The following is a 15,955-nucleotide window of genomic DNA, read 5'->3' on the forward strand; positions in this document are numbered from 1 at the left end:
AAATTATGTGAGCAACGCCGTGAGTTGAAAAGTGTTCGCCCACAACGCGCTCGTCGTTCATGCGTTCATGTTGTTCGCATGCATCGCGTCGTCACGCGAAATTCCAGATGGAATGCGCGACGACGCGTGCAGCATCAACGCTCACTGGCAGGCTTCGCAGGTCGGATCGTCGATCCCGCAGAACTTGATGTCGGTGGCGGGCACCGCATTCATCTGCTGCTGCGCCGCGGCCGCTGCGGCCTCGAGTGCGCTCATGCCGCCATTGTCCGCGCCGGAAGAAACGGCGTTGAGCCGGCCCGACTGCACGGTGGACTTCTCGGCGTGCGTGGCGCTGATTGTGCGCAGGTAGTAGGTGGTCTTGAGGCCGCGCAGCCAGGCCAGCTTGTAGGTCTCGTCGAGCTTCTTGCCCGATGCGCCGGCCATGTAGATGTTGAGCGACTGCGCCTGGTCGATCCATTTCTGGCGGCGCGCGGCGGCCTCGACCAGCCAGTGCGTCTCGACCTCGAATGCGGTGGCGTAGAGCGCCTTGACGTCCTGCGGCACGCGGTCGATCGGGCGCAGCGAGCCGTCGAAGTGCTTCAGGTCCATCACCATCACGTCGTCCCAAAGGCCCAGGCGCTTGAGATCGCGCACCAGGTAATGGTTGATGACGGTGAATTCGCCCGACAGGTTCGACTTGACCGAGAGGTTGCCGAAGCACGGCTCGATCGACGCGTCCACGCCGATGATGTTGGAAATCGTTGCAGTCGGCGCGATGGCCACGCAGTTGGAGTTGCGCATGCCGTCCTGGCGGATCTTGGCGCGCAGCGCCTCCCAGTCGAGCGTGGACGAGCGGTCCACTTCGACGAAGCCGCCGCGCGCCTGCTCCAGCAGATTCAGCGTGTCCAGCGGCAGGACGCCCTTGTCCCACAGCGAACCCTTGTAGCTGGAGTACCGGCCGCGCTCCTTGGCCAGCTCGGTCGAGGCCCAGTACGCGTGGTAGCAGATCGCTTCCATGGAGCGGTCGGCGAATTCGACCGCGTCCTGGCTGGCGTAGGGGATGCGCAGTTCATACAGCGCGTCCTGGAAGCCCATCACGCCCAGGCCGACGGGACGGTGGCGCAGGTTGGAGTCCCGAGCCTTCTTGACGGCGTAGTAGTTGATGTCGATCACGTTGTCGAGCATGCGCATGGCCGTCGTCACGGTACGCGCCAGCTTTTCCTGGTCGATCACCTTGGCCGCGCCGCCTTCGGCGCCGTGCGGGGCATCCTTGAGGTGCTGCAGCAGGTTGATCGAGCCGAGGTTGCACACCGCGGTTTCGGTGTCGCTCGTGTTCAGGGTGATCTCGGTGCACAGGTTGGACGAATGCACCACCCCGGCGTGCTGCTGCGGCGAGCGCACGTTGCAGGCGTCCTTGAACGTGATCCAGGGATGGCCGGTCTCGAACAGCATCGTGAGCATCTTGCGCCACAGGTCGGTGGCGGGCACGGTGCGGCTGGGCTTGATCTCGCCACGCGCTGCCTTTTCCTCGTAGGCGACGTAGGCGGCCTCGAAGGCGGCGCCGAACTTGTCGTGCAGGTCCGGCACGTTCGACGGCGAGAACAGCGTCCAGCTTCCGTTTTCCATGACCCGGCGCATGAACAGGTCCGGGATCCAGTTGGCCGTGTTCATGTCGTGCGTGCGGCGGCGGTCGTCGCCGGTGTTCTTGCGCAGTTCCAGGAACTCCTCGATGTCCAGGTGCCAGGTCTCGAGGTAGGTGCAGACGGCGCCCTTGCGCTTGCCGCCCTGGTTGACGGCCACGGCGGTGTCGTTGACGACCTTAAGGAACGGCACGACGCCTTGCGACTCGCCGTTGGTTCCCTTGATGTGGCTGCCCAGCGCCCGCACGCGGGTCCAGTCGTTGCCCAGGCCGCCGGCGAACTTCGACAGCAGAGCGTTTTCCTTGATCGACTCGTAGATGCCGTCCAGGTCGTCCGGCACGGTGGTCAGGTAGCAGCTCGACAGCTGCGAGCGCAGCGTGCCGCTGTTGAACAGGGTCGGCGTGCTGGACATGAAGTCGAACGACGACAGCACTTCGTAGAACTCGATGGCGCGCGCTTCGCGATCGATCTCGCCCAGTGCCAGCCCCATCGCCACGCGCATGAAGAAGGCCTGCGGCAACTCGATGCGGCTCTTGCGCACATGCAGGAAATAGCGGTCGTACAGCGTCTGCAGACCCAGGTAGTCGAACTTCAGGTCGCGTTCGGCCTTGAGGGCGCCGCCCAGGCGGGCCAGGTCGTACTGCAGCAGCTTCTCGTCGAGCAGTTCGTTTTCCACGCCCTTCTTGATGAACTGCGGGAAGTAGTCGGCATAGGTGGTGGCGCGATCGGCCGGGGCCACTTCGCGGCCGACGATTTCCTTGAAGATCGTGTGCAGCAGCAGGCGGGCGGTGGCGAAGGTGTAGTCCGGATCCTTCTCGATCAGGGTGCGGGCGGCCAGGATGGAGGCCTTGTACACCTCGTCGAGCGGCACGCCGTCGTACAGGTTGCGCATGGTCTCGGCCACGATCGGGTCGGCGCTGACGCCGTCGCCCAGGCCGGCACAGGCCGACTCGATCAGCGACTTGAGTTCGCCCAGGTCGAGCGCCACGCGCTCGCCGCCGTCGAGCACGTGCAGCTGCGCAACCACCGGCTGCTGCACGGGCTCGCCCTGGCGTGCGCGTTCCTGCGAACGGCGCTCGCGGTAGAGCACGTACGCGCGGGCCACTTCATGGTGGCTGCCGCGCATCAGGCCCAGTTCGACCTGGTCCTGCACGTCTTCGATGTGGAAGGTGCCGCCGCCCGGGCGCGAGCGCACCAGCGCGCGAACCACGCCCTGCGTCAGGTCGTCGACGGTCTCGCGAACGCTGGCCGATGCCGCGCCCTGGGTGCCGTGCACCGCCAGGAAGGCCTTCATCATCGCAATCGCGACCTTGTTCGGCTCGAAGGGCACGACGGCCCCGTTGCGCCGAATGATCTGGTAGTGGGCCAGGGCCGCGCTGCTGGGCTGGCCGGCCACGTCGCGCGCCTGGCTGCTGGCCGGCAGGGGACGTTGGAGTGCGGAGGACGAAGGATTCTGGGCAGTCTGCATTCGGGGTGTCCTTTTGGAGTGACTTTTGTTGTGCAAAGGTTGGCAAGGGCCGACTTCGCAGGGCTGCCGCCTCAATCGGCTGCCGTGCGGTGCACACACTATATATGGGGTCCAGGGGGGTAGCAATCTACTAGATATGGTGTTTTCCACACATATTTGCCGTTGCTTGAGAATGTGTATCCGGGCCATGCGCGCTGCGCACCCCATCAATACTTAAAGCTTCGTGCCGAAGCCCCGGCGCATGCGGCTTTCGAGCCGATTTCGCGCGCAATGCCGCATGAAATCTGGATGTCGCGGCGCGCTGTTCGGCCGTTGGCTCCAGACGGCGACAGGCCATCGGAAAGCCGGTCGCGATTGAGAAAATTCAGCGCGGCAATGTCTGTGGCGGAAACGCGGCGTCCGGCCAGCCCAGGGATGCACGCAACCGGGCCCAGTCGAATCCGGCACCGGGATCATGCTTGCGCCCCGGCGCGATGTGCTCGTGCCCCGCCACGTGGGCGATCGGGTAGCGCTTCGCGAGCGCGGGCATGAGCTCGCGCAGCGCGTCGTACTGCGCCGGCTCGAAGTACTCGCCCTCCAGGCCTTCGAGCTCGATGCCGATCGAGTCGTCGTTGCACTGGCTGCGCCCGCGCCAGCAGGACGCGCCGGCGTGCCAGGCACGGGCGTCGCAATCGACGAACTGCCACAGGCTGCCATCGCGCCGCACAAGAAAGTGGGCCGACACTTCCAGCCCGCGGATGCTCTGGAAGTAGGGATGCGCTTCCCAGTCCAGTCGGTTGGTGAACAGCTGCAGGATCTCGTCGCCGCCGTAGCGGCCCGGCGGCAGGCTCATGGAATGCAGCACAACCAGGTCGATCCGGGCATCTGCCGGACGATCGCCGAAGTTGGGCGAGGGCAGGGTGTGGGCCGGCGCATACCAGCCGCCGCGCCACGGACCGTCGGCCGGGTCAGTCATCGTTGCCGCTGCCGGCGGCGTCGTCGCCGTGCGGCGTGTTGATGCCCAGCCGCGCGATGCGGTAGCGGATCTGGCGCAGGCTCAGTCCGAGCCGGGCCGCCGCGGCGGTGCGGTTGAAGCCGCTTTCGTTGAGTGCGCGCACGAGGATGTCGCGCTCGTGCCGGTCCAGGTAGCCCTGCAGGTCGCCGGGCAGTCCGCCGGCCAGGGGCGTCTCGGCCGGGGCAGCGCGCTGCTGCGACGCGGCCGGTGAAGGCGCTGGTGAGGCGTCGGCGCGCACGCGCGCGTCGGCGGTCGCTTCGATCGCGTGCGTCTCGGCACAGTCGGAATCCAGTTGCAATTCGTCCCCGTCGGCCAAGGCGACCGCGCGATGCAGCAGGTTTTCCAGCTCGCGCACATTGCCGTGCAGGGGATGCGTGGCCAGCTGCTGCATGGCGGCGCCCGACAGGCGCACCGCGGGCATGCCGCCTTCCCGCCCGATGCGCTCGAGCAATGCCGAACACAGTGCGGGCAGGTCTTCGCGCCGGTCCCGCAGGGCCGGCACCGGAATTTCGATCACGTTGAGGCGATAGAAAAGGTCCTGCCGGAAGCGGCCGGCCGCGACCTCTGCCTGCAGGTCCTTGTGGGTGGCGCTGACGATGCGCACGTCGACGGCGTCCTCCTGCGTCGAGCCGATCGGCCGCACGCTGCGCTCCTGGATGGCACGCAGGAGCTTGGACTGCATGGCCAGCGGCAGGTCTCCGATCTCGTCGAGAAACAGCGTGCCGCCGCGTGCGGCCTGGAAGTAGCCGTCGCGGTCGGCGGCCGAGCCCGTATAGGAGCCCTTGCGTGCGCCAAAGAACTCGGCCTCGAGCAGGTTCTCGGGAATCGCGCCGCAATTGACCGCGACGAACGGGCCTTCGCAGCGCTGGCTGCAGGCATGCACCGCACGCGCGACCAGTTCCTTGCCGGTGCCCGACTCGCCGCGCACGTGAATCGGCGCCATGCCGCGCGCGACCTTGGCGATTCGCGCCTTCACCATCCGCATCGGCTCGGACTGGCCGACCAGCCGCTGCAAGGCGGCATCGGCAGCGCTGGCAGGGCCGGCCGGCGGTACGTCAACGGCTGGCGACACGGCCACGGGCGCTCCCGGCGTGCCGCCTGCGGCCAGGGACATGCTGCCCGCCGCGGCCAGCACCGGCGCTGGTCGCTCCTGCAAGGCGGAGGCCACCACGGCGCGAAACTGCTTGAGGTCGACCGGCTTGGTCAGGTAGTCGAAGGCCCCGGCCTTGAGGGCTTCCACCGCGTTCTCGGCCGAGCCGTAGGCGGTCATCACGACGCAGCGCTCGCCGCGTTGCGCCACGTGGATGCGCTGGAGCAGTTCCATGCCCAGGCCGTCGGGCAGCCGCATGTCGGTGATCACGGCGTCGAATTGCCGGGCGCGCAGCAGTTCCCAGGCTTCGGCCACGGTGCCCGCTGCCTCGACGCGATAGCCCTCGCGCAGCAGCGTCAGCTCGTAGAGCGTGCGCAGGTCCGGCTCGTCGTCAACGACGAGGATGCGCGCGGATGAGGCGGGGCTGGCGGCGGTTTGGCTCACGTTCCTATTGTGTCAGCGGCCGGACTGGTCCGGCGCGAAGCGAATATAGAACTCGTTGCCTTCCGGGCCGTTGGCCGCGATGGCGCGGCGCTCGTAGCCGATGCTGGCGCCATGGCGTTCGCACAACTCGCGGCAGATGAACAGGCCCAGCCCGGAGGAGCGGCTCTCGGAGGAGAAGAACGGCTCGAACAGGTGCTTGCGCACGGCCGATTCCAACGGTGCGCCGTCGCTCCATATCTGCAGGATGGCGCGTCCGCCCGCGTCGACCTGCGTCGCGACCTGGATCGCGCCTTCGCGGTCGCCCGCATAGCGCGCGGCGTTGTCCAGCAGGTTGACCAGGATGCGGCGCAGGTGCTCGCCATCGAACGGCACCACGCTGCCGCCGGCATCGAGCTGCAGCAACACGCCCTGTTGCCGGCTCTGGCGCACCCATTCCTCGGCCAGGACGCGCACCGTCGGGTCCAGCGCAATCTGCTCGGCCAGTGGCAGCACGCGCTGCTGGCGGACCCGAGCCACGTCCAGCACGTCGTCCACGATGCGGGCCAGCCGCTGCGCGTTGTGCTGGACCATCTCGGTCAGGCGCCGCTGACCGGGCTCCTGCAGATCCTCGGCCAGCAAGGCGCTGGCCTGGGTGATTGCCGCCAGCGGATTGCGGATCTCGTGCGCCACTGCCGCGGACATGCGGCCCATGGCGGCCAGTTTCTCGGTGCGGATTCGCGCTTCGAGTTCGCGCAGGTCCTGCAGGAACATGACGCAAAGGCCTTCGACGCGCGAGTCGACCGAGGGGGTCAGCCGCGTGCGCACGCGGACCTCACGCGCCGAGCCCTGGCGTTGCGCCACCGGAATCTCCTGCGACAGGCCCTGGCCGAGCGCGAACGTCTCGCGCGCCAGCGCGCCCAGCGCCTGCCAGGCAGGATGGCTGTCGAGCGAGAACGGTGTGGGCAGGCCTGCCAGGCCCTGGCCCAGGATCTCGTCGGCCGCCGGATTGGCCGCATGCACTCGGCCCTGGGCATCGATCACCAGCACGCCCTCGCTCAGCGTCTCGATCACCAGGTCGTTGACCAGGGCGTGCAGGTGCGCCGTGCTGCGGTTGCGCAGCGCGATGTTTTCCTCGCGCGCCAGGCGCAGCGCCAGCTCGTGGGCCAGCAGCGCGACGGCGAACAGGCCAGTGCCGGTCAGGGCCGCCTGCACGAAGCGCGTGGGCGAGTCGCCCGATGTGTTGAACCAGTGCCAGCCGGCGTCGAGCAGCAGCAGCAGCGTGGCCACGGCCGTGGTGCCGAGGCCGACCGAGACGCTGCCGAGCACCGCGGCCATCAGGACCGGCAGCGCGAACAGCGGCGCATAGTTGATGTTGCCCTGCTGATGCAGCTGGAGCAGGGCGAAGACGGCCAGATCGACGGCGACGGTGGACAGCCAGGCGCCGCCGAAGGCGCGCAAGGGCAACTGGAACCGGCCGTAACGCCAGGCCAGCAGCGTCGCCGCGAGATAGGTGGCCGACAGCAGCACCGGCAGCATCGGCAGCGCCGGCCCCATGCCCCAGGCGAAGGCCTGCAACATCAGCAGCACCACGGCAACGAAGCAGCGGGCGCTCATGAACCCGCGCAGCAGGCGATGCAGTGAATGGCTGCGCAGGCCCGGCGGGATGCTGGCCTCGAGCCCACCCCAGTCGGTGGCGGCTTCTCCGCGTGACCACAGCAGCGGGTTCATCGGGCGGGCACCCCGCGCGGTTTCATGCGGGGCCGGCTTGCCGGTGCGCGGTGCTGCAATACACCTTGCCGCCTTCGCCGGCAATGGCGTCGGCCGCCGGCAGGTGCAGGCCGCAATGGGCGCAGCGAAGCATGGCCTGGGGCTCGCCCGGCGTGCGGGTGCGCGGCAGCCCGGCTGGCGGCTGGCGGCGCGCGATCTCGTCGCGCCGGCGGGAACGCCAGATCATGAAGGCGACCCAGACGACCGCGATGACCAACAGGTATTTCATATTTCAGGCAACCGGACGATGCAGCACCACCTCGAGCACGAAGCGAGACCCGACGTAGGCCAGCAGCAGCAGCACGCTGCCCGCATAGAGCACGCGCGTGGCGGCGCGGCCGCGCCAGCCGAAGCGTGCGCGGCCGATCAGCAGCACGCCGAAGGTGATCCAGGCCAGCACGGAGAACACCGTCTTGTGATCCCATTTCCATCCGCGCAGCGACGTGCCGTAGAGTTGCTCGGAAAACAGCAGGCCCGCCACCAGCGTGGCCGTCAGCAGCACGAAGCCGGCGGTGACGAAGCGGAAGGTCAGGCGCTCGAGCGTCAGCAGCGGCAGGCCGCCTTCGGGCGCGCTGGCCTGGCGCATCTGGGTTTCGGCCCGGCCCATCAGCCAGGCGTGGATGACAGCAGCGGCGAACAGGCCATACGACGCAATGCCCAGCGCCAGGTGCAGCGGCAGCCAGGGCGAGGCCGACACGTGCAGCGGACTGCCGGGGAACGCCAGCGCCAGCAGGACGCAGGCAGCGCCTATCAGCGCCAGCACGCGCCGCACATTCAGGTGCGGATACAGGCGGCTTTCCACCGCGTGCACCGTGAGCACCAGCCAGGCCGTGACCGACAGCGCCGGCGCGAAGCCGAAGCGCGCGTGCCCCGCGGCCAGCCCGTCGGCGAGCGTGGCGGCGTGCAGCAGCCAGGCCAGGCCCAGCAGCAACTGGGCGGCCTTGCGGTCGAGCCGGGAAGCTGCCGCGGCGGTGATGCCGTAGGCAGCCGCGGTGGCGATGCCCAGTGCCACACCGAGTGGGGAGGGGCTCGCTAGAATCATCGATCGGAGTTTAGCCTCTCGCCTTGCCGTGCCCCGGGTTCCGGGGCGTCTCCCGCACCTCTCTCACCCGGCCTTGTTGCCGGGCAGCATCATGGCCAGCGCCCTTACCGAAAAATTCTCCCGTCTCGTCAAGCAGATGAGCGGCCAGGCCCGCATCACCGAAGGCAACGTGCAGGACATGTTGCGCGAAGTGCGGATGGCCCTGCTCGAAGCCGACGTCGCCCTGCCGGTGGTGCGCGACTTCGTCGCCCGCGTCAAGGAAAAGGCCATGGGGCAGGAGGTCCTGGGCTCGCTCAAGCCGGGACAGGCGCTGGTCGGCATCGTCAACCGCGAGCTCGCCGCGACCATGGGCGAGGGCGTGTCCGACATCAACCTGGTCGCGCAGCCGCCGGCGGTCATCCTGATGGCCGGCCTGCAGGGCGCCGGCAAGACCACCACCACGGCCAAGCTGGCCAAGCACCTGATCGAGAAGCGCAAGAAGAAGGTGCTGACCGTCTCGGGCGACGTCTACCGCCCGGCCGCCATCGAGCAGCTCAAGACGGTGACGAAGCAGGCCGGGGCCGAGTGGTTCCCGAGTACGCCCGACCAGAAGCCGGTGGACATCGCCCGCGCCGCGCTCGAGCATGCGCGACGCCACTTCTTCGACGTGCTGCTGGTCGACACCGCCGGGCGCCTGGCGATCGACGAAGTGCTGATGCAGGAAATCCGCGACCTGCACGCGACCATCAAGCCGGTCGAGACGCTCTTCGTGGTCGACGCGATGCAGGGCCAGGATGCGGTCAACACCGCCCGTGCCTTCAAGGAGGCGCTGCCGCTCACCGGGATCATCCTGACGAAGACCGACGGCGATTCGCGCGGCGGCGCGGCACTGTCCGTGCGCCAGATCACCGGCGTGCCGATCAAGTTCGCCGGCACCAGCGAGAAGATCGACGGCCTGGAGGTGTTCGACGCCGAACGGCATGCCGGGCGCATCCTCGGCATGGGCGACATCGTGGCGCTGGTCGAGCAGGTCACCTCCGGCGTGGACGTGGCGGCTGCGCAGAAGCTGGCGGCCAAGGTCAAGAGCGGCGGCTTCGACCTGAACGACTTTCTCGGCCAGCTGCAGCAGATGAAGCAGATGGGCGGCCTTTCGAGTCTCATGGACAAGCTGCCGGCCCAGATGGCGGCCAAGGCCAGCGAAGCCGACCTGACGCGCGCCGAGCGCGACATCCGGCGCAAGGAAGGCATCATCAACAGCATGACGCCGCTGGAGCGCCGCAAGCCCGAACTGCTCAAGGCCACGCGCAAGCGCCGCATCGCGGCCGGCGCCGGTGTTCAGGTGCAGGAAGTCAACCGCCTGCTGGGCGAGTTCGAGCAGATGCAGGGCATGATGAAGAAGATGAAGGGCGGCGGCCTCATGAAGATGATGAAGCGCATGGGCGGCATGAAGGGCGGCGGCGGCTTCCCCGGCCTGGGGGGCGGTGGCGGCATGCCGAGGTTCTGACCCGCTTGCCGCGCCACCCGCGCGTTGAAACGAAAAAGCCCGGCAAAGACCGGGCTTTTTCATGAAGCAGCGCCCCTCGGGGCCGTCGCGGAACCGGCTCCGCCGGGCCGCCAGCGGCGCCCCCTGGAAAGGGGGCTGGCAGACCTGCGAAGCAGGGTAGCCTGGGGGTCAGGCAAATTCAGCCAACGACTTGCGCATCTTCTTCATCGCCGCCGATTCGATCTGGCGGATGCGCTCGGCGCTCACGCCGTAGTCGGCTGCCAGCTCGTGCAGCGTCATGCCGCCGGAGCCGTCGTCGTTCACCTTCAGCCAGCGCTCTTCCACGATGCGGCGGCTGCGCGCATCGAGGGCTTCGAGCGCCGTCGAGATGCCGTCGCTCGACAGGCGGTCGCGCCGGCGCGACTCGAGTTGCGCGGTCGGCTCCTGTCCGGCATCGGTCAGGTAGGCGATCGGGCCGAAGCCTTCCTCGCCGTCGTCGGCCGGGCCGGGGTCGAGCATGATGTCGCCGCCCGACAGGCGGGTTTCCATCTCAAGCACTTCCTCGCGCTTGACGTTCAGCTGGCTCGCCATGCGGTCGACTTCCGCCTCGCTCAGCGTATCCCGATGCGTGCCGCCAGCGTCCAGGGCGGCGGCATCCGCCTTGAAACCCTGCTTGAGCGACCGCAGATTGAAGAACAGCTTGCGCTGTGCCTTGGTCGTGGCGACCTTGACCATGCGCCAGTTCTTCAGGATGTATTCGTGGATCTCGGCCTTGATCCAGTGCATGGCGTAGCTCACCAGGCGAACGCCCTGGTCGGGGTTGAACCGGCGCACGGCCTTCATCAGGCCGACATTGCCTTCCTGGATCAGGTCGCCGTGCGGCAGGCCGTAGCCCAGGTACTGGCGCGAGATCGACACCACCAGGCGCAGGTGCGACAGGATCAGCGCACCGGCGGCCTCCAGGTCGTTGTCGTCGCGCAGGCGCCGGGCAAAGTTCTGTTCTTCCTCAGCGCTCAGCATGGGCAGCCTGTTGGCCGCCGAAATGTAGGCGTCCAGGTTGCCGAGCGGCGGCACCATCGACCACGGATTGGCGACGGCGAGTTGGCTGGCGGGGGCTGCTGCAAGAGCGGTCATAGGGGTGGGCTCCTTCATGTCATTCATGTTAGCACTCGATTAGAGGGAGTGCTAAGTGAAGAGTTCCCAAATGGTCTTGGAAGATGTGATAGGTTTTCTAATGCCTATTTTGCCTGGGTGAATTTGCCCAGGCGCGGCAGCAGTCGCACCACGACGAACAGTGGCCCCACATATAGATACTGCAAGTCTTCGAAGAAGGAGGGCTTCTTGCCCTCGATCCGGTGGCCGACGAACTGGAAGACCCAGCCGACGACGAACATGCCCGCCGAGATGGGCAGCACCTTGTCGCCCATTGCGTACACGAGCGCGAACATCACCGCCGACCACCCCAGCATCACGGCCAGCAGCACTGGCGCGCCGAGCATCAGGTAATAGACCATGCTGGCTGCCACGAACGCGAAGGCCACCCAGGGGTGCAGCGCGTACAGCAACCCGACGATGCTCACCATGATGGCGGGAATGGCCACCAGGTGGATCCGCTCGTTGGTCGGATGCCGGTGGCTCTGCTCGTAGTGCGCCAGCAGGCGATCCAGGCGGCGCGACGGGCGCTCGCCGTGCGGGGGCTCGTCCAGTCCGTGAAGGGCGGTCTCGCTCATCGTGCGCTCTCCATTTGCGTCGTCCGCGGCGCGTGGCCGTCGGCAGGCCGTCAGCCCAGCAGTGCCTGTGCGAACTCGCGGGCGTCGAACGTTTCCAGGTCTTCCAGCTTCTCGCCCACGCCGATGAAGTAGACCGGAACCGGCCGCTCGCGAGCGATGGCGCACAACACGCCACCCTTGGCCGTGCCATCGAGCTTCGTGACGATCAGGCCGGTCAGGCCCAGCGCCTCGTCGAACGCACGTACCTGCGCCAGCGCATTCTGGCCGGTATTGCCGTCGATGACCAGGAGCACCTCGTGCGGGGCGCCCGCGTCGGCCTTGCCGATCACCCGCTTGATCTTCCTGAGCTCGTCCATCAGGTGCAGTTGCGTCGGCAGGCGGCCAGCCGTGTCGATCAACACCACGTCGCGGCCGCGCGCCTTGCCGGCATTGACGGCATCGAAGCTGACGGCCGATGGGTCGCCGCCTTCCTGGCTCACGATCTCCACGGTGTTGCGATCCGCCCAGACGCCCAACTGCTCGCGCGCCGCGGCGCGGAAGGTGTCCGCGGCCGCGAGCAGCACCGAGCAGCCCTCGTTGGCCAGGTGCTTTGTCAGCTTGCCGATCGAGGTGGTCTTGCCTGCGCCGTTGACGCCCGCGACCATGATGACCGTGGGCGTGTAGCGCCCGATCTCCAGCGGTCTTTCGAGCGGCTTGAGCAGGTCGGCGATGGCCTGCGCAAGGTGCACGCGCACCTGCGCGGCGTTGGTTGCCATGTTGGCGCGCACCCGCTCGCGCAGGTCCGCCAGGAGGTGCTCCGTCGCCTTGACCCCGGCGTCGGACATCAGCAGCGCGGCTTCCAGCTCCTCGTACAGCGCATCGTCGATCTGCGCGTTGACGAAGACGGCCTGGATGCCGGTGCCGGTCTTGCGCAAGCCGGTCTTGAGCCGGTTGAGCCAACCCTGGCGCTCCGGCGGGGCCTGCACGGCCTGCGCGGCCGGCGCGGGCTGCGAACGTGGCGCCGCCACGGGCGGCAGCGGCGGCGGGGCCTCCGCGGCGGGCGCAGGAGTGGGAGCGGAAACGACCGGCGCCGGCGATGGCCGCCATGCGTCGTCTTGGCCCTCGGAGGCGTCCGGGGCCACTTCGGGCGCTGGCGCGGGCTGTGCCGGCAGCGGCGTCGCAGCGGGCGGTGCGATCGTCACCGGCGCTGGCGCTGGCGCGGGTGCTGCCGCTGGCTCGGGCGCCAGCGCGGTGGATGGTGCTTCCGGTTCTGGTTGCGCTTCCTTGCTTCCCCGTCCAAACCAGCTGGAGGGCGAGAACATCGAGCGCGCAGGGGCCGGGGCCGGTGCTGCAGCCGGCGCGCCGGCATCGGCGGGCGGCTGGGCCTGCACCGGCGCCTCGGCGCCTTCAGACGCCGGGGCGTCGTCGACGGGCGTCGCCGGCGCTTTGTTTCTCTTGAAGAAGCTGAACATCGAAGGGTGTTTCTAGAATGCATCGATTCTATGAAACAACTAACCACCCTCATTCCCGGCCACGAGCCACCCGGCGCGCGCCGTTCGGCCATCCGCCTGCCAGGCGCCGTGCAGCGGGCGGCGTGCCTGGCGGTGGCGTCGCTCGGCCTGTGCGTGGCGGCGTGGGCAGCGGACCGGCCAGCGCCAGCGCCGGTGGTCAATCAGGCCGGCAATGCACAGGAGGCGACGCCCTCGGTGCCCACCTCGTCGGCGGCGCGTGCCCAGCAGTTCACGCTTGCCAATGGCATGACGCTGATCGTGCTGCCGGACCGGCGCGCGCCGGTGGCCGTGCAGATGGTGTGGGTGAGGGTCGGCTCGGTGGACGAGGTGGACGGCACCTCGGGCGTGGCGCATGCGCTGGAGCACATGATGTTCAAGGGCAGCGCCCATGCCGGGCCGGGCGAGTTCTCGCGCAAGGTGGCGGCGCTCGGCGGCCGCGAGAACGCCTTCACCACGCGCGACTACACCGGCTACTACCAGCAGATCCCGGTCGACAAGCTCGAAGAAGTGATGAAGCTCGAGTCGGATCGCTTCGCCACCAACACCTGGCCCGACGCGGAATTCAAGCGCGAGATCGAGGTCGTCAAGGAAGAGCGCCGCATGCGCACCGAGGACGAGCCGAGGGCGCTCCTGGGCGAACAGCAGAATGCCGCCGCCTTCATCGCCTCGCCCTATCACCGTCCGGTGGTCGGGTGGATGAGCGACCTGGACGCGATGACGCCCCAGGACGTGCGCGATTTCCACCAGCGCTGGTACGTCCCGGCCAATGCCGCGGTGGTCGTCGCCGGCGACGTCGACGTGGCCGAGGTGCGTCGCCTGGCCGACAAGTATTACGGCAGCATTGCGGCACGCCCCGTGCCCGAGCGCAAGCCGCGCACCGAGCCAGAGCAGCGCGGCATCCGCCGCATCGAGTTCAAGGCGCCGGCCGAACAGGCCCTGGTGTCGCTCGTGTTCCGGATGCCCCAGCTGCGCACCGTCGACGAGGACAGCGACGTCTGGGCGCTGGTCGTGCTGTCCGCCGTGCTCGACGGCTATTCCGGCGCGCGGCTCGAGCGCGCCCTGACGCAAGGACCGGACCGGCTGGCCGACTCGGTGGGCTCGTATTCGGGCTTCGTCGGTCGCGGCCCGCAGATGTTCGGCCTGCAGGGCGTGCCGGCTGCCGGCAAGACGCCGGAAGCGGTGGAAGCGGCCCTGCGGGCGGAAGTGGCGCGCATCGCGCGCGAGGGTGTCTCGCCGTCCGAACTCGCCCGCGTGAAGACCCAGTGGGAAGCCAGCGAAACCTACAAGCGCGATTCGGTCATGGCCCAGGCGCGCGAACTCGGCAGCAACTGGGTGCAGGCGCTGCCGCTGGATGCCAGCGACCGCATCATGGCGCGCCTGCAGGCCGTCACGCCCGAGCAGGTCAAGGCGGTGGCCGGCCGTTATTTCGGCGACGACCAGCTGACCGTCGCCACCTTGCGCCCGTTGCCGCCCGATCCGAACAAGCGACCGCGCCTGGGCGCCATGCCCGAAGGGGAGATGCGCTGATGACGCACCCGATCACGACCACCCTGCGCCTGCTGGCGGGCGCCTGCCTTCTCACCGGCAGCGTGCTGTCGCATGCGGCACTGCCGATCCAGAACTGGACGCAGCCCAGCGGCGCCAAGGTCTACTTCGTCGCCGTCGATGCCCTGCCCATCGTGGACGTGCAGGTCGACTTCGATGCCGGCGGCCGCCGCGATCCGGCGGGCCAGGCCGGCCTGGCCGACGTCACCGCCGAGATGATCGAGAAGGGCGTGCTGGCCGACGGCGACCTGCCCGCCCTGGACGAGAACGCGCTGGGCGAAGCCTGGGCCGATCTCGGTGCCAGCTTCGATCCCAGCGCCGGCAGCGACCGCTTGAGCTTCAGCTTGCGCAGCCTGTCCCGCCCGCAGCTGTTGGACAAGGCGCTGACCCTGGCGGCACGCGAGATCGGGCAGCCGGCCTTCCCGGCCGACGTGTGGACGCGCGAGCGCGAGCGCTACGTGGCCGCCATCAAGGAAGCCAACACCAAGCCGGGCACCGTTGCCGGACGCGCCTTCGGCCAGGCGGTATACGGCACGCACCCCTACGGCTACGACACCGACGAGAAGAGCCTGGCCGCCATCGGCGTGGACGACATGCGCGCCTTCCACCGGCGCTACCTGGCGCCTTGCCGCGCCAAGGTCAGCATCGTCGGCGCAATCGACCGCGCGCAGGCCGATCGCATCGCCACCGCGCTGCTGGCGCGGTTGCCGGCGCAGGCCGACTGCAGCGCGTTGCCACCCGTGCCGGAGGTCGCACCGCTGGAGGCGGCCAAGGTCGAGCGCATACCCTTCGATTCGGCGCAGGCGCACGTGCTGATCGGCCAGCCCGGCTATCCGCGGCGCGACCCCGACCACTTCGCGCTGACGCTGGGCAACTACGTGCTCGGCGGCGGCGGATTCGTCTCGCGCCTGACCGAGCAGGTGCGCGAAAAGCGCGGCCTGGCCTACAGCGTCTACAGCGGGTTCTCGCCCGGCCTGCATGCCGGCGCATTCGTCATCGGGTTCCAGACGCGGCCGGACCAGGCCGACGCGGCGGTGAAGCTGTCGCGCGAGGTGCTGGAGAAATTCGTGGCCGACGGCCCGACCGAGGCGGAGTTGCAAGCAGCCAAGGACAACCTGATCGGCGGCTTTCCGCTGCTGCTCGACAGCAACCGCAAGCTGGTCGGCAACGTGGCCAACATTGCCTGGAACGACCTGCCGCTGGACTACCTCGACACCTGGATCGCGCGCATGAAGGCCGTCACGCTGGCGCAGGTCAAGGACGCTTTCGAGCGCAAGCTGCACCCGGACCGCATGGTGACCGTGCTGGTCGGCGCCAAGCCCTGA

The 15,955-nt window shown here is 68.6% G+C and carries 12 protein-coding genes; 3 read left to right on the forward strand and 9 right to left on the reverse strand.

All coding sequences use genetic code 11. The features are described 5' to 3' along the window. Positions 1–141 precede the first annotated feature (141 nt). From VES41_RS02675 to VES41_RS02700, 6 genes are all read right to left on the reverse strand, one after another. Positions 142–3,087: a ribonucleoside-diphosphate reductase subunit alpha gene (locus tag VES41_RS02675; protein WP_324812642.1), complete on the reverse strand. Its 2,946-nt coding sequence runs from the start codon at positions 3,085–3,087 to the stop codon at positions 142–144. Positions 3,088–3,451: 364 nt separating this feature from the next. Then, the gene (ampD, locus tag VES41_RS02680) at positions 3,452–4,042 is read right to left on the reverse strand and encodes a 1,6-anhydro-N-acetylmuramyl-L-alanine amidase AmpD (protein WP_324812644.1); all 591 of its coding nucleotides are present in this window, start codon (positions 4,040–4,042) and stop codon (positions 3,452–3,454) included. Beyond that, complete coding sequence (locus VES41_RS02685; protein ID WP_324812646.1) at positions 4,035–5,615, reverse strand: sigma-54 dependent transcriptional regulator; 1,581 nt, start codon at positions 5,613–5,615, stop codon at positions 4,035–4,037. Before VES41_RS02685 ends, ampD begins: the two co-directional genes overlap by 8 nt. 12 nt (positions 5,616–5,627) lie before the next feature. Next, the gene (locus VES41_RS02690; protein ID WP_324812648.1) at positions 5,628–7,322 is read right to left on the reverse strand and encodes a sensor histidine kinase; all 1,695 of its coding nucleotides are present in this window, start codon (positions 7,320–7,322) and stop codon (positions 5,628–5,630) included. Positions 7,323–7,344: 22 nt separating this feature from the next. Next, positions 7,345–7,590: a PP0621 family protein gene (locus VES41_RS02695; protein ID WP_324812651.1), complete on the reverse strand. Its 246-nt coding sequence runs from the start codon at positions 7,588–7,590 to the stop codon at positions 7,345–7,347. Positions 7,591–7,593: 3 nt separating this feature from the next. After that, the gene (locus tag VES41_RS02700) at positions 7,594–8,403 is read right to left on the reverse strand and encodes a cytochrome C assembly family protein (RefSeq protein WP_324812654.1); all 810 of its coding nucleotides are present in this window, start codon (positions 8,401–8,403) and stop codon (positions 7,594–7,596) included. 91 nt (positions 8,404–8,494) lie between these two features. Between VES41_RS02700 and ffh the strand changes: the two genes are divergently transcribed. Beyond that, positions 8,495–9,886 carry a signal recognition particle protein gene (gene ffh, locus VES41_RS02705; protein ID WP_324812656.1) on the forward strand — a complete coding sequence of 464 codons (1,392 nt, stop codon included), beginning with the start codon at positions 8,495–8,497 and terminating at the stop codon, positions 9,884–9,886. A 168-nt stretch (positions 9,887–10,054) separates the two neighbouring features. Here ffh and rpoH read toward each other — a convergent pair whose 3' ends face one another. The 3 genes from rpoH to ftsY form a co-directional block, all read right to left on the reverse strand. After that, the gene (gene rpoH, locus VES41_RS02710) at positions 10,055–10,999 is read right to left on the reverse strand and encodes an RNA polymerase sigma factor RpoH (protein WP_324812659.1); all 945 of its coding nucleotides are present in this window, start codon (positions 10,997–10,999) and stop codon (positions 10,055–10,057) included. Between the two features lie 104 nt (positions 11,000–11,103). Further along, positions 11,104–11,595, reverse strand: a complete 492-nt coding sequence (locus tag VES41_RS02715; RefSeq protein ID WP_324812661.1) for a DUF962 domain-containing protein — start codon at positions 11,593–11,595, stop codon at positions 11,104–11,106. A 50-nt stretch (positions 11,596–11,645) separates the two neighbouring features. Continuing rightward, positions 11,646–13,046, reverse strand: a complete 1,401-nt coding sequence (gene ftsY / locus VES41_RS02720) for a signal recognition particle-docking protein FtsY (protein WP_414719002.1) — start codon at positions 13,044–13,046, stop codon at positions 11,646–11,648. Between the two features lie 96 nt (positions 13,047–13,142). Between ftsY and VES41_RS02725 the strand changes: the two genes are divergently transcribed. Beyond that, on the forward strand, positions 13,143–14,612 hold the full coding sequence (locus tag VES41_RS02725; protein WP_414719013.1) for a M16 family metallopeptidase: 1,470 nt from the start codon (positions 13,143–13,145) through the stop codon (positions 14,610–14,612). Beyond that, the gene (locus VES41_RS02730) at positions 14,612–15,955 is read left to right on the forward strand and encodes a pitrilysin family protein (protein ID WP_324812664.1); all 1,344 of its coding nucleotides are present in this window, start codon (positions 14,612–14,614) and stop codon (positions 15,953–15,955) included. The genes VES41_RS02725 and VES41_RS02730 overlap by 1 nt, the downstream gene beginning before the upstream one ends.

This window comes from Variovorax sp. (assembly GCF_035634955.1).
Lineage (GTDB): Bacteria > Pseudomonadota > Gammaproteobacteria > Burkholderiales > Burkholderiaceae_C > Variovorax.

What these genes read in the sequence shown, in the direction of transcription:
- VES41_RS02715 (WP_324812661.1), bottom strand. Translation starts at nt 11,595, where the DNA reads ATGAGCGAGACCGCCCTTCACGGACTGGACGAGCCCCCGCACGGCGAG.
- rpoH (WP_324812659.1), bottom strand. Translation starts at nt 10,999, where the DNA reads ATGACCGCTCTTGCAGCAGCCCCCGCCAGCCAACTCGCCGTCGCCAAT.
- VES41_RS02730 (WP_324812664.1), top strand. Translation starts at nt 14,612, where the DNA reads ATGACGCACCCGATCACGACCACCCTGCGCCTGCTGGCGGGCGCCTGC.
- VES41_RS02675 (WP_324812642.1), bottom strand. Translation starts at nt 3,087, where the DNA reads ATGCAGACTGCCCAGAATCCTTCGTCCTCCGCACTCCAACGTCCCCTG.
- ampD (WP_324812644.1), bottom strand. Translation starts at nt 4,042, where the DNA reads ATGACTGACCCGGCCGACGGTCCGTGGCGCGGCGGCTGGTATGCGCCG.
- ffh (WP_324812656.1), top strand. Translation starts at nt 8,495, where the DNA reads ATGGCCAGCGCCCTTACCGAAAAATTCTCCCGTCTCGTCAAGCAGATG.
- VES41_RS02700 (WP_324812654.1), bottom strand. Translation starts at nt 8,403, where the DNA reads ATGATTCTAGCGAGCCCCTCCCCACTCGGTGTGGCACTGGGCATCGCC.
- ftsY (WP_414719002.1), bottom strand. Translation starts at nt 13,046, where the DNA reads ATGTTCAGCTTCTTCAAGAGAAACAAAGCGCCGGCGACGCCCGTCGAC.
- VES41_RS02695 (WP_324812651.1), bottom strand. Translation starts at nt 7,590, where the DNA reads ATGAAATACCTGTTGGTCATCGCGGTCGTCTGGGTCGCCTTCATGATC.
- VES41_RS02690 (WP_324812648.1), bottom strand. Translation starts at nt 7,322, where the DNA reads ATGAACCCGCTGCTGTGGTCACGCGGAGAAGCCGCCACCGACTGGGGT.